This window comes from Aquirufa lenticrescens (assembly GCF_019916085.1).
Lineage (GTDB): Bacteria > Bacteroidota > Bacteroidia > Cytophagales > Spirosomataceae > Aquirufa > Aquirufa lenticrescens.
Genome location: NZ_CP049834.1, coordinates 1,462,464 through 1,483,655 on the forward strand (window position 1 = coordinate 1,462,464; position 21,192 = coordinate 1,483,655).

The 21,192-nt window shown below is 47.2% G+C and carries 20 protein-coding genes and 1 tRNA gene; 9 read left to right on the forward strand and 12 right to left on the reverse strand.

Annotation, left to right across the window (positions count from 1 at the left end; genetic code table 11):
• Positions 1 to 28: 28 nt before the first annotated feature.
• The 7 genes from G9X62_RS06635 to G9X62_RS06665 all read right to left on the reverse strand — a co-directional run bounded on the left by G9X62_RS06635 (position 29) and on the right by G9X62_RS06665 (position 5,446).
• A tRNA-Phe gene (locus G9X62_RS06635) sits at positions 29 to 101 on the reverse strand.
• Between the two features lie 99 nt (positions 102 to 200).
• Entirely contained in the window at positions 201 to 1,076 is an 876-nt protein-coding gene (cysM, locus tag G9X62_RS06640) for a cysteine synthase CysM (RefSeq protein ID WP_223129959.1), read from the reverse strand.
• 1 nt (position 1,077) lies between these two features.
• Positions 1,078 to 1,881: a serine O-acetyltransferase gene (locus G9X62_RS06645; RefSeq protein ID WP_223129960.1), complete on the reverse strand. Its 804-nt coding sequence runs from the start codon at positions 1,879 to 1,881 to the stop codon at positions 1,078 to 1,080.
• Positions 1,871 to 2,890 (reverse strand): tRNA 2-selenouridine(34) synthase MnmH, encoded by a 1,020-nt coding sequence (gene mnmH, locus G9X62_RS06650; protein WP_223129961.1) that lies wholly within the window; start codon positions 2,888 to 2,890, stop codon positions 1,871 to 1,873. The genes G9X62_RS06645 and mnmH overlap by 11 nt, the downstream gene beginning before the upstream one ends.
• Positions 2,890 to 4,362 (reverse strand): bacillithiol biosynthesis cysteine-adding enzyme BshC, encoded by a 1,473-nt coding sequence (locus G9X62_RS06655; protein WP_223129962.1) that lies wholly within the window; start codon positions 4,360 to 4,362, stop codon positions 2,890 to 2,892. Before G9X62_RS06655 ends, mnmH begins: the two co-directional genes overlap by 1 nt.
• A complete protein-coding gene (locus tag G9X62_RS06660; protein ID WP_223129963.1) occupies positions 4,362 to 4,832 on the reverse strand; it encodes an NADH-quinone oxidoreductase subunit A in 471 nt (156 codons plus the stop codon). Before G9X62_RS06660 ends, G9X62_RS06655 begins: the two co-directional genes overlap by 1 nt.
• Entirely contained in the window at positions 4,829 to 5,446 is a 618-nt protein-coding gene (locus G9X62_RS06665; protein WP_223129964.1) for a DedA family protein, read from the reverse strand. The genes G9X62_RS06660 and G9X62_RS06665 overlap by 4 nt, the downstream gene beginning before the upstream one ends.
• A gap of 82 nt (positions 5,447 to 5,528) precedes the next feature.
• On the opposite strand from G9X62_RS06665, the gene G9X62_RS06670 reads away from it, so the two are divergent.
• From G9X62_RS06670 to G9X62_RS06680, 3 genes are read left to right on the forward strand one after another with little or no spacing between them, the layout of a single operon-like run.
• Positions 5,529 to 5,912 carry a hypothetical protein gene (locus tag G9X62_RS06670; protein ID WP_223129965.1) on the forward strand — a complete coding sequence of 128 codons (384 nt, stop codon included), beginning with the start codon at positions 5,529 to 5,531 and terminating at the stop codon, positions 5,910 to 5,912.
• A 57-nt stretch (positions 5,913 to 5,969) separates the two neighbouring features.
• Positions 5,970 to 10,361, forward strand: a complete 4,392-nt coding sequence (locus tag G9X62_RS06675) for a CusA/CzcA family heavy metal efflux RND transporter (RefSeq protein WP_223129966.1) — start codon at positions 5,970 to 5,972, stop codon at positions 10,359 to 10,361.
• A complete protein-coding gene (locus tag G9X62_RS06680) occupies positions 10,354 to 11,472 on the forward strand; it encodes an efflux RND transporter periplasmic adaptor subunit (protein ID WP_223129967.1) in 1,119 nt (372 codons plus the stop codon). The genes G9X62_RS06675 and G9X62_RS06680 overlap by 8 nt, the downstream gene beginning before the upstream one ends.
• Here the strand turns inward: G9X62_RS06680 and ispE are convergent.
• From ispE to G9X62_RS06700, 4 genes are read right to left on the reverse strand one after another with little or no spacing between them, the layout of a single operon-like run.
• Positions 11,469 to 12,275 carry a 4-(cytidine 5'-diphospho)-2-C-methyl-D-erythritol kinase gene (gene ispE / locus G9X62_RS06685; RefSeq protein ID WP_223129968.1) on the reverse strand — a complete coding sequence of 269 codons (807 nt, stop codon included), beginning with the start codon at positions 12,273 to 12,275 and terminating at the stop codon, positions 11,469 to 11,471. The two genes, G9X62_RS06680 and ispE, sit on opposite strands and share 4 nt — an antisense overlap.
• Before the next feature lies 1 nt (position 12,276).
• Complete coding sequence (locus tag G9X62_RS06690; protein WP_223129969.1) at positions 12,277 to 13,269, reverse strand: VWA domain-containing protein; 993 nt, start codon at positions 13,267 to 13,269, stop codon at positions 12,277 to 12,279.
• Entirely contained in the window at positions 13,259 to 14,113 is an 855-nt protein-coding gene (locus tag G9X62_RS06695) for a hypothetical protein (protein ID WP_223129970.1), read from the reverse strand. Before G9X62_RS06695 ends, G9X62_RS06690 begins: the two co-directional genes overlap by 11 nt.
• Positions 14,113 to 14,979, reverse strand: coding sequence for a DUF58 domain-containing protein (locus tag G9X62_RS06700; RefSeq protein ID WP_223129971.1), 867 nt, complete (start codon positions 14,977 to 14,979; stop codon positions 14,113 to 14,115). Before G9X62_RS06700 ends, G9X62_RS06695 begins: the two co-directional genes overlap by 1 nt.
• Before the next feature lie 84 nt (positions 14,980 to 15,063).
• Between G9X62_RS06700 and G9X62_RS06705 the strand changes: the two genes are divergently transcribed.
• Genes G9X62_RS06705 through G9X62_RS06730 form a run of 6 tightly spaced genes read left to right on the forward strand, consistent with a single transcriptional unit; the run spans position 15,064 to position 19,912 of the window.
• A complete protein-coding gene (locus G9X62_RS06705; protein WP_223129972.1) occupies positions 15,064 to 15,435 on the forward strand; it encodes a DUF4296 domain-containing protein in 372 nt (123 codons plus the stop codon).
• A 41-nt stretch (positions 15,436 to 15,476) separates the two neighbouring features.
• Positions 15,477 to 16,295, forward strand: a complete 819-nt coding sequence (locus G9X62_RS06710) for a glycerophosphodiester phosphodiesterase family protein (protein WP_223129973.1) — start codon at positions 15,477 to 15,479, stop codon at positions 16,293 to 16,295.
• Between the two features lie 2 nt (positions 16,296 to 16,297).
• A complete protein-coding gene (locus G9X62_RS06715; RefSeq protein WP_223129974.1) occupies positions 16,298 to 17,812 on the forward strand; it encodes a GH3 auxin-responsive promoter family protein in 1,515 nt (504 codons plus the stop codon).
• A gap of 12 nt (positions 17,813 to 17,824) precedes the next feature.
• Positions 17,825 to 18,277, forward strand: coding sequence for a GatB/YqeY domain-containing protein (locus G9X62_RS06720; protein WP_223129975.1), 453 nt, complete (start codon positions 17,825 to 17,827; stop codon positions 18,275 to 18,277).
• A gap of 2 nt (positions 18,278 to 18,279) precedes the next feature.
• Positions 18,280 to 19,335, forward strand: a complete 1,056-nt coding sequence (gene rlmN, locus G9X62_RS06725; RefSeq protein ID WP_261345498.1) for a 23S rRNA (adenine(2503)-C(2))-methyltransferase RlmN — start codon at positions 18,280 to 18,282, stop codon at positions 19,333 to 19,335.
• Between the two features lie 4 nt (positions 19,336 to 19,339).
• The gene (locus tag G9X62_RS06730; protein WP_261345499.1) at positions 19,340 to 19,912 is read left to right on the forward strand and encodes a precorrin-2 dehydrogenase/sirohydrochlorin ferrochelatase family protein; all 573 of its coding nucleotides are present in this window, start codon (positions 19,340 to 19,342) and stop codon (positions 19,910 to 19,912) included.
• Here the strand turns inward: G9X62_RS06730 and G9X62_RS06735 are convergent.
• A complete protein-coding gene (locus tag G9X62_RS06735; protein WP_223129977.1) occupies positions 19,909 to 21,192 on the reverse strand; it encodes an MFS transporter in 1,284 nt (427 codons plus the stop codon). The two genes, G9X62_RS06730 and G9X62_RS06735, sit on opposite strands and share 4 nt — an antisense overlap.

Genomic DNA, 21,192 nt, shown 5'->3' on the forward strand with positions numbered 1-21,192 from the left:
TCGCTGTTAGGGTCTTTATTCATTGAAGTGGTAGATCCCGGACTCGAACCGGGGACACACGGATTTTCAATCCGATGCTCTACCAACTGAGCTAATCCACCTCAATTCCCCGCGTTAATCGGGAGTGCAAAAATAAGTATAATTTTATTTAATCCCAATCTTGGCTTAAAAAAAACAAAGAAATCTCGCAATTCGGGGATTTATTCGCCGAAAAGGCCGCTCGATAAATAGCGATCTCCGCGGTCGCAAATGATGCACACGATCACACCTTCCTCTAACTCAGTCGCTAAGCGTAAGCTGGCCAAAACACTGCCGCCACTGCTCATGCCTCCGAACACGCCTTCGACTTTAGCGAGCGCACGCGTCATCGCGGTGGCATCTGCTTCTGAAATATCCATCACGCGGTCTACGCGAGACGGGTCATAGATTTTAGGCCGGTATTCAATAGGCCAGCGGCGGATGCCAGGGATTTTAGAGCCGTCTGTGGGCTGGCAGCCTACGATTTGGATGGCTGGATTTTGTTCTTTTAAGTACATCGAGGTGCCCATAATGGTACCCGTGGTGCCCATAGAACTCACGAAGTGCGTGATTGTGCCATTCGTGTCGCGGAAAATTTCGGGTCCTGTCGTTTTGTAATGGGCTAAATAATTATCTGGATTCTCGAACTGATTCAACATAAAGAACTCACCTGAGGCTGCCTTTTCAACGGCATAGTCACGGGCTGATTCGATGGTTTCTGTCAGCGTTACGGTAGCTCCGAAAGCTTCCATCGTCAACACGCGTTCGCGCGTAGAATTTGCCGGCATCGCTAATTCAATTTCGATGTCATATAAACGGGCAATCATCGCCAGCGCGATTCCCGTGTTGCCAGAGGTCGCTTCGATGAGCTTCATTCCCGCCTTTAATTCCCCGCGCTGGATGGCGCCTTCGATCATGTTTTTCGCGGCACGATCTTTCACGGATCCGCCTGGATTGTTCCCCTCTAATTTCCCGTAAATCTTGACCTTCGGGTTCGGGTTCAAGCGCGATAATTCGACTAAGGGAGTGTTTCCGACTAAATCTAATAGCTGGCTCATATTAATCTTGGATAACTTTGACGTTCTCTTGGTGGTAAATCTTTGTGTTCGCCGGCACACTGCGCGTCAACCAGACGTTTCCGCCTATAATCGAGTCTTTCCCTACAATCGTTTCGCCGCCTAAAATCGTGGCTCCGGAGTAAATCACTACGCCGTCTTCGATGGTAGGATGACGCTTCGTGGAGGCCATCGATTTGTCGACTGAAAGGGCTCCTAGGGTTACGCCTTGGTAGATTTTCACTCGTTCTCCAATGACGGTCGTTTCCCCAATCACAATTCCGGTGCCGTGATCCATAAAGAAATAGCGACCGATGCTGGCGCCGGGGTGGATGTCGATACCGGTTTTGGAATGCGCATATTCAGTCAAAATCCGCGGAATTAATGGCACTTTCTCCTGGTGTAATCCGTGCGCTAAGCGGTAAAAGGCCAAAGCATAAAAGCCCGGATAGGTACGAATCACCTCATAGGAAGTGGTCGCTGCCGGATCGCCCGCCACCATCGCTTCCACGTCCGTTTGCAAGAGGTCGTATATGACTGGGATTTGATCTAAAAAGCGGTGCGCAATGACCGCCGGATCTTCTGAAAGCTGGTCTTTCATCGAATACAACAGACTTTCAAGTCCATTTTCGATGCTTTCCCAAACGGCTTTCAATTCATCCGTTGTATTAAAATGCCTGCGCGTTTGCTCCGGGAAAAGTGTCAAAACGATTTTCGTGAACAACTTTTTGATGTCAGATGTCGCCGGGAAAGGTGGCGTCTGCTGGTGTTGCGCTACTATTTTATCTAAAAAGTCCTTAGGAAGCATGGCTTAAAAGTAATTCGGTTTGTTCGATCGGGTCCAGTGTGCGGACTTCGATGCGGGTGATTTGGGATTCGTCGCGTAATTCAAGGCCGTACATATAGGCCTTATCGTAGTAATGCAGGGTGATTTCCGCGACTAAACTGAAATCCCCGGCTTCTAACGCTTCCAGCGCGATGGCGTAGCGGTCCAGGCCTAAGCGTTTTTTTATTTTGCCCAAAGCCTTTTCTAAATCCTCCTTCGGATAAGATGCATACACGTTCACTAAATGCGGCAAACGGTAGACCGGTTCAATATCTAAAAAGACCACAGGAGCCGCACGAAGCTGATTATACAGCGGAGCACCCATAAATACCTGACCTATGTGGCGACTTTCATCCTCCACCCAGATCTCGCGGCTATAATCAAAACCGCACAAAACGCGGTGCACTTCATTCTCAAAATGCTCACTTGTAGGCTGCAACTCTAATCCTAAATGACCAAAAGCCGACCCCCGATGGTGCGCAATACCTTCTAAATCCAAGACCTGATGCCCTCTTTTCACTAATTCATGCAAGATTTCGGTCTTCCCTGATCCCGTCTTCCCGCCCAAAACGCGGAAGGGAATAGGTTGATCAAAAATGGCCAATACCTCATTGCGGTAGGCCTTGTAGCCTCCCACGAGGATCTTTACCTTGATTCCGGCCGTCTCAAAAAGCCAGGCCATACTGCCACTTCGCATTCCCCCGCGCCAGCAATGGACGAGGATGGTGTTGTCGACGGCTAGTTTTTTGGCCTTTTTCACCCATTTCGCCAGTTGTGGACCCACAAATTCCAAGCCTAATTCGATCGCTTGATCTTTGCCTTTTTGCTTATAGCAAGTCCCCACCGCGGCGCGTTGGGCATCGTCAAAAATAGGAAAGGAAATGGCTCCAGGAATCCGTGCCCGCGTATATTCGCCAGGCGATCGTACATCGAGCACCGGGTATGTTTTTGCGGCTTCGAGGAAGTCTGACGGACTCAGTTTTTCGGGCATTATAGGGTTATTTCGTAGAATTCGAAGTTCAGTGGATCGAATGTCTGTAGTAAATCGTGTATAAAGTCAGGGTGGTCGCTCGCGAATTCGAGGAAGTTCGTGTGGCGCTCCTGCCATTCTCCCGTAGGGAATAAGGCTTCTTTTAATGCCAAAACTTGTCTCACCTCATCTCCCTGATTACGCTCTTCCGCGCGCTTTAATTTCTTCGCTAATCGCTCTAGACCTTTGATCCAACGCGCCTGTTCAGCTAAAACGCTTGCTTCCAAGGTAGGATCGATGGCTTTTGCTCTGGCAGCTAATTCCGCTAAAATAGGCTGTAAGGCTTGCGCTTCACCGGCTGTATCCAGTTGATGCGTCGTGCGTCCCGCCACGAAATCACGTCGTAACGCTAATTCGTTTTTAAACAAATCAGCTAAACTTAAACCGAGTTTTTCTGCCTTCTCCGCCTGCTTCTGCGTCTTCACGATCGCAAAGTTACGCGGCAATAAAATAGGGAACGGAACCTGATGTAAATCGAAAATGCCTTTCAATTGCAACCAATACGCCACCTCCGCCGGGCCTCCTATGTAGGCCAGATTAGGTAAAATGACTTCTTGGTACAATGGTCGTAAGATCACATTCGGGCTGGCTTTGGTGATGTCCACCGAATCCCCCGTTTCCAAACGAACGCGATCATTTTCCGTTAATTCAAATAGGTTCACCGGACGCGCCGAAACCTGTGTCTTGTAGCCTAAGGCCTCTAATTTCTCTGTCGTCGCCCGTACGATAGGTTCGTGCACCTGTTGTTTCAAATCCGCCTCCATGATAGGTGCGAAAATCGACTTCAACCGTACATCATCTGCATCGAGACAGACTAAACCTTCAGCGCCAAAAAGCGCGTGCATATACATTCTCACTGCCTCAGAAAGGGTTTTTCCCTCGGAATAAGCCTTGTCGAAAATCTCGTTTCTAAACGGAATGTTGGGGAAATCGCTCAGGTTAAAACGACCCACAGCGCCTTTTTGGGAAGTATTCCACGTGTATTTCGTCCCAAATGCAATGAAGTGATTTATCTCCTCAAAATCGTGGTCCTCCGTCGCCATCCAATACACTGGCACAAATCGCTGTGCGGGATACGCTTTTTGAAGCGCACGCGCCAGATTAATCGTCGATACAAGCTTATAAATCACATACAGTGGACCTGTATAGATATTTAATTGATGTCCAGTCGTTACCGTAAAGGTATTTTCATCGCGAAGATCTACCGCCGGCATTTCAGCGCCTATAGCGGCATATTGCTCGGTTAGGACAGTCTGTAATATTGCGCGATTAGCCGCTGGGAATGTGCTTTTAGAAGCAATTTGCTCTTTGAAATTTTCCAGACGCGGACCATTGCCATAAAACGCTTTCAACTCAGGCTTCTCTGCCAAATAATCCAGTAGCAGTGTAGAGAAAGCGTTCAGCGAAGAAAAAGAATGCGTTTTATGATCCATTATTTAGAGGCGGAATGTTTTGTCCTGATGTTATCGTAAACGCTATCTGGGATCGGAATGTTCAATTTTTCGGCAGCCGTTTCTGGTTTCTCCCAGTTTAAATACCCTTTCACCCAAGCAAAGGCTAGGCCTAAAGCTAAGATTCCCACGAATATTAAAATCTCAATAACCGCATAAGTCGGGAACTCCGGCGCTGCAGTTGAAAGAGTCTTGTCCTTTAATAAGGTAGCCGTGGGAAATAAGAATACTAATTCGATTTCGAACAAAACGAAAAGCAGGGCAATCACGTAAAAGCGAGGATTGAAGCGGATGTTCGCGTTTCCTACCGGTGCTTCGCCGGATTCGTAGGTGGAGTTTTTCTCGACATTGGGGCGATTTGGACGAATAAAGCGGGCAAGGGTTAAAATCAAGCCCAGGAAAAGGATCCCTGCGCCTAAAAATGCCGCTACATAGCCAAATTGCTCGATCATTGTCTCAATTTCAAATAGCCCTTAATCACCGTAAAGGTGGTAATCGCGAGGAAGAATAAGATGATGTATTGTACGTAGTTGATGATGCCGGGGAAACTTTGGCCTAAATAAAAACCTCCCGTCACTAAAATGCCCACCCAAAGCGCGCCACCCACTAAATTCAGGAAAATAAATTTATACCAAGACAAGTGACTAATGCCCGCTAAAATGGGCGTAAAGGTCCGTACAATAGGCAAAAAGCGACTGATGACTAACGCCATAAAACCGTATTTGTCAAAAAACTCTCGGGTCGATTCCAGGTGTTTCTTCTTGAAAAACCAGCCATCGGGCCTATTCATCAGCGATTTGCCAAAAAACCGCCCCACTAAATAACCCACGAGGGAACCGATGACGGCAGCCAGAAAAATACTCAATAAGAGAGAGCTCAAAGGCTCTTTCAGCACACCCGTACCCCCAAAAACACCCGTCAAAAACAATAAATAATCTCCAGGAAGGAAAAAGGCGAAGAAAAGGCCATTCTCAGCGAAAACAATCAGGGTAATCACCATCAATCCAGAACGGATAATGGTTTCAGAATCAGTGAGCTGATGCCACAAAAGATTTATTTCATCCATGATTTAGGCCGTCATTCCATCTTAAATTAAAATGAAAACATAAATATGGGTGAAAAATTCGAATTTTTGTTACATTTGGGAGATGAAAAATGTCATTGCCTACCTTCTTTTCGTAATCCTATTTGCTGGCGGCTTATTGCCAAAGGTGGGTATGGAGCAGGCCATCAAGGCGAACGAATTGGTGAAGCATTTTCAAGATCACAAGAAACAGGCTCCGGCTGGTTTCAGTTTTGTGGACTTCCTTTGGATGCATTATGCGGCTGATTCGAAGCACGCAAAGACGACCAAACACCCGAGTTTACCTAGTTTCGATTTTACAGGTGCGATGGGTTACGTTTTACCCACAGTTGCCCTCTTTTTTATGAGTGCTGTCGCGCTCATCTTAGCGCGCCGCCGCTCAGAATTCTACGAAAACAACTACCATTTCTCGATGGAGCGTGTGCTAATCGCGCCTCCCCGGTTTTAAAATTACGCCTGCAGATCACGGCATGTGCCGTTTATGTAAATGCTTAATTTTAAAACCATGATTAATTCCATTATCAGTTTCAGTATACGTAATAAACTTGTTGTAGGCCTTTTTGTGCTAGGACTCGTTTTTTGGGGAGGTTATTCGCTGAGCAAATTGCCCATCGATGCCTTACCAGACATTACGTCGAACCAAGTGCAGGTGATCACGCAATCCCCCGCACTTGCGACCTCCGAGGTCGAAAAATTCATCACTTATCCGCTCGAGATTTCCTTGCGAACCATTCCCAATGTGAAGGATATTCGCTCCGTTTCCCGGATGGGTCTTTCCATTATTACCGTCGTTTTCGAGGATGAAGTCGCCACTGAGGTGACGCGGCAGCAAGTTGCAGAGAAATTAAAGGCAGCAGAACCTTACCTTTTACAAGGGGCGGGTGTGCCGGAAATGGCGCCCATCACGACAGGTTTAGGGGAGTTTTTCCAATACACCTTAGAGGTGGATCCCTCTTTCAAAGACCAATATTCACTCGCAGATTTACGTACCTACCAAGATTGGTTGATTAAGCGCCAGCTTTTGGGGATCAAAGGCGTGGTGGAGGTCAGCTCCTTCGGGGGGAACCTAAAACAATACGAGGTCGCGATCGATCCAGAGCGTTTGCGCGCGATGAATGTGAGCGTGAACGAGGTGTTTAAGGCGATTCAGATCAACAATTCGAACTCTGGAGGTAGTTATTTAGAGAAGGGGACGGATGCCTATTTCATTCGTTCGGAGGGGATGTTGACTTCGATAGAGGACATTGAGAATACCGTTGTTTCCCAAAGAGGTGAGGCCGGATTACCTATCCTAGTGAAGGATGTGGCCAAAGTAGGCTTCGGGAAAGCGGTCCGCTACGGAGCGATGACTCGAAACGGCGAGGGCGAAGCTGTGGGTGGCGTTATGTTGCTTTTGAAAGGGGCGAACGCAAACCAGGTCGTGCAGGACGTGAAAGTGCAGATGGAAATCATCGGCAAAACCCTGCCGCAAGGAATTAAAATTGTACCTTATTTAGATCGCAGCGTGTTGATCGGTCGTGCCATTAATACGGTGGAGAAGAACTTGATCGAGGGAGGATTGATTGTCGTGTTTATCCTGGTTTTATTGCTGGGAAATCTGCGCGCCGGTTTGATCGTGGCCTCGGTGATTCCGCTCTGTTTATTGTTTGCCTTTGCGCTGATGCACATTTTCGGGGTGTCTGCGAACCTGATGAGTTTAGGAGCGATTGACTTTGGCCTCATTGTAGATGGCGCCGTCATCATTGTGGAGTCCATTATTCACCGGCTCCACAGTCATCGAAAAGGCGAGGAATTGAGCCAGCACGCGATGGATGAGGAAGTGGGAATTTCTGCCAAAGCGATTTTTGGCTCCGCGGCCTTTGGCGTCATCATTATCCTCATTGTTTACCTACCCATTATGGCTTTAGGTGGAATCGAAGGCAAGATGTTTAGGCCAATGGCCCAAACGGTGAGTTTCGCCATCCTAGGTGCTTTGATTCTCTCGTTGACTTATGTTCCCATGATGTCAGCCTTGTTTTTAAGCAAGAAAATCAGTCATGAAATTACGATAGCGGATCGCATTATGGGCTTCCTGTATGGAAAGTACCAGCCCATCATTCACTGGGCGTTGAAGCAGCGTAAGTGGGTGGTGATCGGCGCTTTTGGTCTATTTTCTGCTAGCATTGCCTTATTTATGTCCTTAGGAGGAGAGTTCATTCCAGAATTAAACGAGGGAGATTTTGCCGTAGAAACCCTATTGCCTACGAATGCCTCTTTATCCCAAAGTATCAAAGTTAACACCGCCGCTCAAGCGATGTTACTGAAGAAATTCCCTACGGAGATCAAGCAAGTGGTTTCTCGTATAGGCGCTTCCGAAATCCCAACGGACCCCATGGGAATCAACTCCTGCGATTTAATTATCCAATTAAAGGATCCGTCCGAATGGAAAAATGCGGAGACGATGGAGGAATTAGAGGCCAAAATGGATGCGGCTTTAGACGTGTATCCAGAAGTGAATTTCGAGTTTACGCAACCGATTCAGATGCGTTTTAACGAGCTGATCGCGGGAGTGAAATCGGATATTGCGGTGAAGATTTTTGGGGAAGATCTCCAAGAATTGTTTGATCACGCGACCGAAGCCTCTCGTTATATCCGTCAAATCGACGGCGTAGGCGACATCAAAGTCCAGCAAATCGACGGTATTCCGCAATTAGTGGTGAAATACAACCGCGTAAAGATGGCGCAATACGGCTTGAATGTCAATGAGGTAAACTCGGCCATCAAGATGACCTTTGCAGGAGAAACAGCCGGAATCGTCATGGAAGGGGAGAAACGTTTTGACCTGGTGGTCAGAATGGATTCGGTTCACCGTCAAGACATTCAAAATCTGCGCGAACTCTACATCGACTTGCCATCAGGATCGCAAATCCCTTTGCAAGAGGTGGCAGATGTGAGTTATGAAAACGCGCCTTTGGAAATCTCACGTGATAACACGCACCGCCGAATCACGATCGGTATTAACGTTCGTGGCCGAGACGTCGAAAGCGTCGTGGCCGATATTCAAAAAGTCATGAAAGATAAAATTGTATTACCGGCGGGTTACTATGTGACCTACGGCGGAACGTTTGAGAATTTACAAGCGGCGAAATCGCGTTTGGCATTGGTAGTACCGATTGCCTTAGCGCTGATTTTCGTGCTCTTGTTTTTTACGTTCCAAAGCTTCTTAGAAGCAGCCATCATTTACCTAGCGATTCCTTTGTCGGCCATTGGTGGTGTGGTGGCGCTTTGGTTACGCGGGATGCCTTTCTCGGTTTCTGCCGGGATCGGATTTATCGCACTTTTCGGGGTGGCTGTATTGAACGGAATCGTGTTGCTTTCTTTCTTTAAGCAATTAGCGGACGAGGGTTTAAGCGTGGAAGAACGATTGAAGAAAGGATTAGAATTGCGGTTCAGACCGGTGATCATGACCGCGGCTGTGGCCTCTTTAGGTTTCTTACCCATGGCGTTGAGTCACTCGCCGGGCGCGGAGGTGCAGCGTCCATTAGCGACGGTGGTCATCGGTGGCTTGATCACGGCGACGTTCTTAACGCTAGTCGTTATCCCAGTCGTGTACTCGATTGTGATGGGCCGCAGAGAACAGAAGCTGAAGGCCAAAGGACTAGGGATGATTATGTTGTTCATCTTGATGTCATTTAGTTCGTTTGCAGAGACTAAGCCGGAGGCGACTAAGACGCAGTCGACTAAGTCACGAAGTGACGACCCATTGACTAAGTCGCGTAGCGACGACCCCCGCCTGTCGCTAAAAGCTTGCTTGTCCCAAGCCTCCACGCGCAACGCCCTCCTAGCAACAGGCCTAGCAGACGTAAAAACCGCGGAGGCCTTCATCCAATCCGGAAAGGAATTACCTAAAGGAACGGTGGATGCGCAGTACGGAAAGACGCAGACCTATTACAGCCAGGATTATACGGTGATGGCTTCCCAAAGTATTCCGTGGCCTACGCTTTTGAAAGCGCAGGTGAAGTCCTTGACTTCGGCAAAAGTGATGAGCGAAAAGCGCTTGAAGATCACGCAGAATTTAGTGGCCTCGAGTGTGAAATTCTATTATTACCAGATTTTAGCACAGCAGAAAAATCTAGCGTTTTTAGCTTCTCAGGACAGTTTATATACCCTGATGAAGCGTGCGGCAACGATTAAATTCCAGCAAGGTGAGACGAATCGCTTGGAATTGATGGCGGCGGAAACGCGCTTGCGGGAGTTTCAACAAAAACGAATTGCCCTAGAAGCGGATCAAAAGACGGCCTATCAAAATTTAGCTTACTGGATCAACGAACCAGGTGAATTTGAGATCGAGGGAAAGGAATCACTTGCCATGGAATCCGGTGTTGCTGGATTGGATTTGTCTAAAAATCCGACCATCGAACTTTTAGCTGAGCAGGTAGAGCACGGAAAATTATTGACGGCGGTCGAAAGAGAACGCTTGAAGCCAGATCTCAGAATCGGGGTGACCACGCAGAGTATTGAAAATGTAGGGGGCCAAAACTTCGTGCAGGCTGGTCTGGCCATTCCGATTTTTGGCAAAGGTCAAAAAGCGAAGATTGCCTCGGCGAAATTGCAAGAGGAGGCATTTGTCAGCCAAAAAATCCAAGCCGAATCCGCCTTGCAAACGGACTTCAAAAATGCGGAGGCAGCGGTCGCAAAATACCGAGCGAGTTTGGCTTATTATACCGCCACTGCCTTACCACAGGCTGCTTTGTTAGAGAAAACCGCGCTAAAATCGTACCAGCAAGGGGAAATCGAATACGTCGAAATGTTGCAAAATACGCAGCAGGCTTGGCAGATTCGAGAAAGTTATATTCAAGAAGTCAACGCCTACAACCAGGCGATTATCACACGTCAAACACTCATTGGAAATGAATAAGATATTCAAATTTGCAGCGCTATGCCTTGTATTTAGCGTAGTAGCTTGCTCGAAAAAAGAAGAGGCCACCACAGAAGCACCGGTGACCGAAATTAAATTAAGTGTAGAACAGAAGACGAACGCGGGTATTGAATTCGGGTCTTTGGAAGAGCGCGAAATGTCCACGGAAATTAAGTGCACGGGGGTGGTTGATGTGCCGCCGGTGTCTTTGGCATCCATCTCGATCCCGATCGCAGGTTACGTGAAAACAACGTATGAATTACTTCCGGGCAAGAAAGTATCGAAAGGCCAGGCCCTAGCGACTTTGACATCGCTTGATTTCATCCAAATGCAGCAAGAATATTTACAGGCCTTGTCATCCCAGACCTTTATGAGTTCCGAGAAATCGCGTCAACAAGTATTGACGAACGAAGAAGTGGGATCGAAGAAGAAATTGCAACAGTCGGAGGCGGATTTAGGGAATGTCAATGCGCAAGTGAAGGCTTTGGGACTAAAATTAGAGGTCTTAGGTTGTGACTTAAAATCGCTGGCAAAAGGGAATATTAGTTCTGTTTTGACCTTGCGTTCGCCGATTGATGGGTATATCCAAGATCAGTTTTTAGCGATCGGAAAATACGTAACGCCGTCCGACGTCTTGATTAAGGTCGTAGGAATGGCGGATAAGCACGTGGAATTGAAGGTGTTTGAGAAGGATTTGGCGAAATTAAACATCGGTCAAACCATCGAATTCGAATCAGAGGGCCAAAAAGCGAAAGCCAAAATCTTCCTCATCGCCCCACAAGTGGATTTAACCAACCGCACGACATCCGTTCACGGCCACTTCGCAAACAAGGCGGATGAGAAGCACTTCACGGTAGGTCAATTCGTGAGCGCGCGCATCGAAGTAGGCACCCAAAAAATCCCTAGCATTCCGCAAGCTGGTCTTGCACGCGTAGGAAAAGGGGGCTTCATTTACGTAGAAATGGCGAACGGTGCGATGGCACAAGTGCCCGTAGAGATTTTGAGCTCCACACCGGAATACGCGGGTATCAAATTATTGAAGGAATTACCGGCGGGTAAGGTGGTAACGAAAGGGGCTTCCGCTTTAGAAGCGATCTTCGCAAAAGACTAGTCCACTAGTCCTGACCAAACAGTATAATCGGCCCATCCTGCAGGTGGGTCGATTTTTTTGTCAAAAATCCCGAAAATAGTCGACCCCGATCCGCTCATGGCGGCATAAGTTGCACCCAAAGTGTACATCTCCTCTTTCAAGGAGGCTAATACAGGATGTGTAGGGAATATGCTCTTCTCGAAATCATTCGAGATCGTTTCTTTCCAATCAGCTTTCAAAATAGCCTTGCGCAGATCTACCGGAGCTTTTGCAGGCGTCACACCCGCATAGGCTTGCGCCGTTGAGATGCCCACTGCTGGGTATAAAAGCACGAGAAACTTCCCTTTCAAGCTCGCTTCGATAGGACTCAGTTGATCTCCTTTTCCTTTGCCAAAAGCCGCCTGATTCGACAAGAAAAATGCACAGTCGCTGCCTAATTTAGCCGCATAGGGTTGTAAATCTTCATTCGTTAAGGGCAATTGAAATAGGTCTCTCAAGCCCATCAAGGTAAATGCCGCGTCAGACGATCCGCCACCTAAACCAGCGCCCATCGGGATGATTTTATGTAGGTGAATGTGCACAGGGGGCATTTTATGGTCCTTGCTCAATAACTGGTACGCTTTGTAGCACAGGTTATCTTCGATGGCGCCCGCGATGTCTAAGCCAGAGGAGCTAAAGGTGAATTCCCCTTCAGAAGGCGTAATTTCTAGCACATCCGTCCAGGGCACCGGAAAGAAACACGTTTCTAAGTCGTGAAACCCATCCTTGCGCTTCTTCGTGATGTACAAGCCTATATTAATCTTCGCGTGCGGAAATAAAACCATATTAATCTTCTAAAGAGTTGCCTATCCAGCTGAAACGAACCCACAATCCAATGAAGAAAAAGATGAGCGCAATTTCTGCAAATAGGTAAGAAAGGGAGATGTGCTCTTCCCAAGTAACCGTTTTGACCACGGAGGCCTCCATTTTATCAATTTCCTGGAAAATTTGTTGCAAAGCCTGGCCGTTCGTCGCACGGAAGAATTTCCCTTTGGTGATGGTTGCGATCTCGCGCAGGGTGGTTTCATCGACGGGGTCAGCGCTCGGTTGAAGGCTTCCTACGGCGATGGTATAGACTTTGATGTTGAAATTTTTCGCTAGTTCTGCGGAGGTAACCGGGTCTAAATTCCCCGCCGTATTGTTTCCATCGGAAATCAGGATACTGATTTTCTTGGGGTTTTCGGAGTCCCGGATTTGGTTAATACACATCCCCAACGCATCGCCTAAAGCCGTTCCTTCTTCCACGATTTGGTTCGTCTGGAATTGCTGCAATTGATGCAATAAAAAGGCCGAATCTGTCGTAATGGGACTCGCTAAATAGGGAGCGCCCGCGAAGGCAATGAGCGAAATAGGATCGTGGCTCCGCTGGCGAATGAATTCCTTACCCATTGTTTTAGCGGTTTCTAGGCGACTGGGGCTAATATCCCGCGTCTGCATCGAAGAGGAGATGTCCAAAGCCAGCGCGATATCAATTCCTTCCACTTGCTTCTTCTGGTGCTTGATCACACGGTAGGGACCTGCCGCCACGATGATGACGGACGAGATGCACAAGATCTGAATGACCATAGGGACGTAACTCAATAAGAGAGATATCCGGTTTTGTTGCAAAGGCACCGAAAGCGATAATTCCAGTCTTGGTTTATTGCCGCGTTGGCGTAAATACTTGATGAAGTAGATGATGAAGGGCCAAATCAAACCATACAAAAACAAGCTATTCTCCCACTCGAAGGTGAAGAAAGCCTGGATTTGGTGCCAAGAATACAGCGGATTAAACTTCATTCTTCTGGATTTTTTCCTGTTCTATTTCGTATAAATTCGTCGCCAAAGCCTCTAAATACTGCACGGATTCCGTCGTATTTTGCGAGAAGTTTCCGCCATAAATGGCTGAATCCATCTCATTCAAGACCTTTTCCATCGCCTCGTCTGCTAAATTATCGAGCATTTCCTTTGAAGTAAACGTCGTAAAAGGCAATTGTGTTAATTGCTCCACGTATTTCTTCCATCCGGAAAAGGCGCGCTCTAAATTCAATAAGCCCACAGGGGTTCCTGCCACCTGCCGCGCATAACGCTGGAAAGTCCGCCTAAACTCGCGGTGACGACGCCATAATAAGTAGCGTTTGAAGAGTTTAGTAATGGATTTTCCAAAAATCCAGTAAATCAAACCCGCCAAAATTAACAAGCTAATTCCCGCCGCAAACACGTTTTTCAAATCTGTTTTAGGGCTGAGTGGCTGGATGGGAATGCTTTGGTACAAAGAATCCAAATCAATCTGTTCTGGATGCGGCAACAAGCGCTTTAAATGCACGCTGTCCACCACCGGATAAATGATCGTGCAATCGGGCTCCTGAAGCAGGTAGATGGGTATTTGGAGTTTTTGGACGGGAGCTAAATTAAATAATCGCAAGGTGTAAACAGCCGAATCCAAAGACCCAGAAGCCGTCGTCTTCGTCGCAAAAAACTCGCGTTTCACGGTCTCAAAGGCCCCAAAATTCTGGTTCGCATTCGGGAAAAACACCTCCTGGTCCTTCGGATGACGCACATACAACGAATAGTGGATGGGTTGGCCGATGACCACCGAATCCTCCTGAAACTTCCCTTTAATGATGAATGGCGTCTCTTGCATTAGCGTCTAGCATTAAAAAGTTTGACTAATGCCGGCACGAAATCCTCGCCCGAATGCAATTCCACGTAATCCGCGTGCCATTTCTTACACATTTCCTTCAATTCCCCGCCGCGGTTTTTCACCTGTTGCTGAAGCAATTGCTTGAATCCGCGTGTGGAAGTATTGATCCAAGTCGTCCGCTTTCTTTCCGGATCGTAAATGGGAATGATGCCCATGGAGGGCAATTGAATCTCTTGTTGATCGAGCGTATGCAGCACCACTAAATCGTGCTTCAAGGCCGCAGCGCGCAATAAATCTTCATAACCTTCATCGATAAAATCGGATAAAACGAACAAAAGACTTTTGCGTTTTAAGGTTTGCAATGCAAAGGTTAATCCCGCCTTTAGGTCCGTCGCCGTATTCTCTGGCTCGACTCTGAAAAGTTCTGAAATTACTTTATATCCGTGCTTTTTGCCCATTGCAGGCGGCATGTATTTCTCATTTTTGTCGCTGAAGCAAACAAAGCCGAGGTGACTCGCCTCTTGGATAGCGGCAAAGGCTAATACGCCAGCCACTTCCTTCAAAGTCTTGATTTTGCTATTTCCACGTCTTCCTACCGTGCCAGAGGCGCTGACGTCGATTAAAAAGAACACGGTTTGTTCTTTTTCCTCTTTGAAAAGCTTCACAAAAGTCCCGTGACCCTTCGATGAGGTGTTCCAGTCAATGTGCCTCACGTCGTCTCCATAATGGTACTGGCGTAGGTCACTAAACTCTAAGCCCGATCCCTTAAAGACGGAGGAGAAATTTCCATGCATTTGCGTGTTAATCGCTTTTCTAATGCGTATTTCCAGCTGAACGACATGGGTCAGGAAGGCTTTGATGTCCATATCCACGAGACTAAATTACCTAAATTTTACCCAATCTGAATGAAATGAGCTAAAAGCTTTCTAATTTACGGGTATATTTACAAGATGAAAAAGGTCTATTTATCGCTTTTCTTGGCCCTGGGTCTGTTTGGATTTTACTCGTGCACGAGTGAATCAGAGAGCAATCGATTAGAGCAGGAACAGATGGCTCAGGTTTTGGCAGATATCCACATCGATGAGGCTATCATCCAAAATATGCACCTGGGTAATTCCGATACGGCCTTAGTTCTTTACCACGAATTATCGAAACAGACCTTGAAAAAACGCGGTCTTGATTCTACTCAGGTGGCCAAAAGCCTAGGTTCCTATGTCAAAGATCCCGCCGCTTTTGTCAAATTATATACCCGTGTGAATGAAATTATCGAGGAGCGCCGAAAAAATACTGAAAATAAAAAAGCAGCGGCTAAAAAACCATGAGAAAGCTCCTTTGCTTATTATTGTGTATTAATCTACTTTCTATGGGGCAATCGCCTGTGATTCAAGGACATCGGGGCTGCAGAGGCTTATATCCGGAAAACTCCCTACCTGCTTTTCAACATGCGTTAGAGATGGGGGTGACTGTACTCGAAATGGACGTGTGTCTTTCTGCTGACGGCCAGGTCTACGTTTCCCATGAGCCGTATATGAACCCTTTGTATGCATCGTTTCCGGATGGTTCGCCCGTGAAAGATGCGTCGATTAATTTATACCAAAAACCCTACAGCGAAATTAAGTCCTTCGACGTAGGCTCTCGCGGGAATAAACTCTTTCCGGAGCAAACGCACGTCGCTACTTACAAGCCTTTGCTTTCCGAAGTCTTAGCCTTAGGGGAAGCTTTTACGCGCAAAACGGGTCGTACTATTTATTACAACATTGAGATCAAATCTGAGCCAACAGAATACGGCAAATCCCAACCGGCGACGGTAAAGGAATTCGCGGATCGGGTTTGGTCTGTGATTTCTAATCATATTTCACCTTCCTCGCTGATTTTACAAAGTTTTGATTTCGCGGTTTTGCACTACTGGAAAACATCCATCAATAAGGGACGCATTTCCGCTTTAGTGGAAAAAGAGACGCCAGAGCAGATGCTCGCATCGTTGGGTTTTGTGCCCGATATTTTCAGTTCTTCGCATAAGTTTTTAACGAAGGAGCAGATTGACTTTTGTCACGGGAAAGGCATGCAAGTCATTCCTTGGACGATCAATACGACGGCAGAGATGCAGAAATTTAGCGATTGGCAGGTGGACGGCATCATTACCGATTACCCTAATCGTGCACCTCAATTCCTAAAACCCTAAACATGTCGTTGTTTAATGAGACTTTGTTGTGGTTTATGAAGCGGAGAATGCCGCGGATTGAGGCGATGTACGAACGGCCTTTGGAACTACAAGAACAAATGTTGCAGGGCTTATTGTCTCATGGGCGCTCGACCGAATGGGGCGCGAAACACGGCTACGCCGACATTAGTAACTACGAGAGATTCAAACAGCAAGTTCCTATTTCCACCTATGAGGAAATTTTCTCGTACATCGACCGCATGATGCAGGGGGAACAAAATATCTTGTGGGATACGCCCATAAGCTGGTATTCGAAGTCTTCTGGTACCACGAATGCCCGCAGTAAATTTATTCCGGTCTCGAAAGAAGCGCTGGAAGAATGCCACATGATGGGCGGGAAAGATATGATTACGTTGCTGGCAGCGAATAAGCCAGATACCAAAGTGTTCGAGGGGAAAGGTTTGTCCATCGGCGGGAGTTTGACGGAGAATCCGGTGAATTCGAGCATGCTGATGGGCGATGTGTCGGCGGTGGTAATGAAGAATCTGCCTATTTGGGCGCAAATTATACGGACGCCTTCACTCGATGTGGCGCTGATGGGAGATTGGGATCAGAAGATCGAGAAGATGGCGATCGAGACGTCGAAAGAGAATGTGACGAGTATTTTGGGCGTGCCTACTTGGACACTGGTGTTGATTGAGAAGATTTTAGAGATTACGGGAAAGAAGTCGATTCTGGAGGTGTGGGAGAATTTCGAGTTTATGATTCATGGAGCGGTGGCTTTTGGGCCCTATCGCGAGTTGTTTAAGAACCAGATTTTTCCGTCTTCGCAGGTCGGATTTTTAGAGATATACAATGCGTCTGAAGGGTTCTTTGGGATTCAGGATGATCTGTCCAAACCCGATGAGATGCTCCTCATGCTCGATTACGGAATCTTCTATGAGTTCATTCCGATGAGTGATGAGGGGGAAGAGGCGAATACCATCGTTTCTTTAAGCCAGGTGGAAATAGGCGTAAATTATGCGATGGTCATTTCGACGAACGCAGGATTATGGCGCTACAAGATAGGTGATACCGTGAAATTCACGTCGGTGAGTCCGTATCGGATTAAGATTTCAGGGAGGACGAAGCATTTCATTAATGCCTTTGGGGAAGAGTTGATCATCGAGAATGCGGAGACAGCTGTCGCGCGCGCTTGCGCCGCGACCCAGGCAGAGATCAAGGATTATACGGCTGCTCCGGCCTTTATGAACGAGGGCAAAAATGGGCACCACGAATGGGTGATCGAATTTTCAAAAGCCCCAAAAGATTTTCGTACCTTTGCACAGATTTTAGACCAAACGCTTCGCGAGCAAAACTCGGATTACGATGCGAAAAGGTCTTATGATTTAGTGCTTGGCCCTCCTTTGGTCCATATCGCCCCAGCCGGAACTTTCCACAACTGGATGCGGGAACGAGGGAAATTAGGCGGCCAGCATAAAGTTCCGAGGTTAAGTAACCACCGGGAATTTTTAGAAGGAGTGAAGGCTCATTTTTAATCAAAACAAGCTATGTCGTTAAAATTAACTATCGAGAATGGTATCAAAGATGCCATGCGTGCGAAAGACGCAGACCGTTTACGTGCTTTACGCGCAATCAAATCCATGATTCTTTTGGAAGAAACTTCGGGTTCTAGCGCTGACGGTTTAAGCGCAGACGCAGAGATGAAAATCTTAATGAAAGCAGCGAAACAACGCCGTGATTCATTAGAAGTTTATGTTTCTCAAAACCGTCCCGACTTAGCGGAAAAAGAGCAAGCTGAATTAGCCATCATCGAAGAATTCTTGCCTAAGCAATTATCTGACGCAGAATTAACCGCTAAAATCACCGAAATCATCGCTGCTGTAGGCGCAACGAGCCCAGCCGATATGGGGAAAGTAATGGGCGTTGCATCGAAGCAATTAGCCGGATTAGCAGACGGTAAAGCTATCTCAGCGAAAGTGAGTGAATTATTAAAGAAATAAGATTGGAAAAGAAGGTCGCGATACGGAATCTAAGTTTTGAACAGCTGAAGGCAGAGATGCTCGCAGCCGGAGAACCCGCATTCCGTGCTAAGCAAGTGTATGAGTGGATTTGGAAGAAGGCTGCCCGCAGTTTCGATGCGATGGGAAATGTCCCTAAGACGACGCGCGAATGGCTTTCGGAGAAATTCTCTTTGCAAATTGTGACGACCGCAGAGGCGCAATACAGCTCCGATCGCACCATCAAATCCAGCTTTCAATTACACGATAATAACCTCGTGGAGGGAGTACTAATTCCTACCCGCGAACGCGTGACGGCCTGCGTTTCCTCCCAAGTGGGATGCTCGCTAACCTGCAGCTTCTGTGCGACGGGGTACATGGACCGCAAGCGTAATTTAGAGTCTTTCGAGATCTATGATCAGGTCGTTTTGATCCGCGATCAGGCACAGGAAAAATACGGTCAAGCGCTGACGAACATCGTTTACATGGGGATGGGCGAACCGCTGTTGAACTACGCGAACGTCCTAAAATCCATCGAGCAGATTACTTCGCCAGAGGGTTTAGGGATGTCGCCACGCCGTATTACGGTGTCTACGGCGGGTATCGCGAAGATGATCCAAAAACTGGGCGACGATCAGGTCAAATTCAATTTAGCCCTTTCGCTGCACGCGGCAAACGATACGAAGCGGAACCAGATTATGCCTATCAACGAGAGTAATACTTTGCAAGTCCTGAAGGCCGCGCTTTTGTATTTCTTCGAGAAGACGGGCAACGAAATCACGCTTGAATACATTGTCTTTAACAAGTTCAACGACACCCTAGAGGACGCACGTGAATTGTATGAGTTTGCCAAAGGCATCCCTTGCAAAATCAACCTTATCGAATACAATCCAATCGCTCAATCTTCTTTCGTGAATGCGGAGGCAGATGCAATCGCGAAGTTCTCAGCGTTCCTTGAAAGCAAACGTATGATTGTGAATATCCGCCGCTCCCGCGGACGTGATATTGACGCGGCTTGCGGCCAGCTTGCCGGCAAAAAAGCCCCCGTAGTCGATGCCTAACACGATGTTTCCCATCTTCTTGAAAATGGATCAAATCCAGACCTTGGTCGTGGGAGGAGGGAACGTAGCCTTAGAAAAGGCATCCGCGATTTTGCGCAATTCACCGGAGGCAAACTTGACCTTAGTGGCCCCCTTTTTTCGTCCGGAGACCATCGAATACTTGCAGGATTTCCCGCACGTGCGCATCTTAACACGCGGCTTTCAACCATCGGATTTAGAAGGTTTAGACTTGATCATCTGCGCCACGGATTCTCCCGCTTTGCACGCAGAAATCAAAGCCTTAGCCGCTGCCCAGCACTTGCTTTGCAATGTGGCGGATACGCCGCCTTTGTGTGATTTTTATTTAGGATCCATCGTCCAAAAAGGCGATTTGAAGATTGCGATATCCACGAATGGGAAATCACCAACTTTGGCCAAAAGAATCAGAGCCTTCCTTGAGGACGTCATCCCGGAAGACATCCAAACCTCTCTCGATCAACTAGAGGCTGCCCGAAAAACATTAAAGGGTGACTTTCAAGAGAAAATCACCCAATTAAATGAACTAACTAAGAATCTAATCTTTAAAAAGAAGGACTAGTCGTCGATCTTCGCTGTCTCCAGCGTGGGCACTAAAGTGTAAATAATCAACCAAGCTAATATATACGCACTTCCGCAAAGCAAGAAGATGATATTATAACCGTCGTTGATATTACCTAATAACTTATATTTATCTAAAAGGGAACCTACGATCATTGGGAAGAAAATACCCCCCACAGACCCAGCCATTCCCCCGATTCCAATCACAGAGCTCACCGCTTTCTTCGGGAACATATCCGTCGCAATCGAGTAGATATTCGCACTCCAAGCCTGGTGTGCAGCTGCCGCTAACGAAATCAAGCCTACCGCTTGCCAAATATTATCACAATAACGCGCTAACATAATAGGCACCACCGCAATGGCAAAGCTGAACATCGACCACTTGCGCGCCTTGAATGACGGCCAGCCTTTGTTGATTAAATAACCAGACAACCAACCACCGCCAATACTACCAATTGTCGTCGCCGTATACACGATGATTAATTCTAAACTCGGCTTCTTCAAGTCTAAGTGGAAACGTTCAGAGAAGTACGAGGGTAACCAGAAAAGGAAGAACCACCAGATAGGATCCGTGAACATTTTGCCAAAAAAGAAGGCCCATGTCTGCTTAAATCCAAACAATTTGCTCCAGCGAACCGGCGTTACATTATCATCCTTCTCCTCCATATCCGCGTGGATATAGTCGAATTCTGCTTTCGATAAAGACTTGTGTTTAGAAGGCACCTCATAGTAGAACCACCAGAAGATTAACCAGATGAATCCAATTGCCCCAGTCGCAATAAAGGCCATTTCCCAGCCATAAATTCCCAGGATCCAAGGCACTAAAATGGGTGCTGCCACCGCTCCAATATTTGCTCCTGAATTAAAGATCCCCGTCGCTAACGCACGTTCGTTTTTAGGGAACCATTCTGCTACGGTCTTAATCGCTGCAGGGAAGTTTCCCGCCTCGCCTAAACCTAACAAACCACGCATAAACGCAAAGCTCATCGTGCCAGTCGCTAAGGCATGCATCATCGCCGCGATACTCCAAACAACGATGGATATGGAATATCCTAATTTCGTTCCGATTCGGTCAATAATCCCGCCAAAACCCAATAAACTAATCGCATAGGCCGCTTGGAAAGTGATCACAATATTCGAATAATCCGTTTCAGACCAGTCAAATTCCTTTTCCAATACCGGTTTCAACAAACCGATAACCTGGCGGTCTAGGTAGTTAATCGTCGTCGCGAAAAAGAGCAATGCGCATATTTTCCAGCGGTACTTTCCAATTGTTTCCAT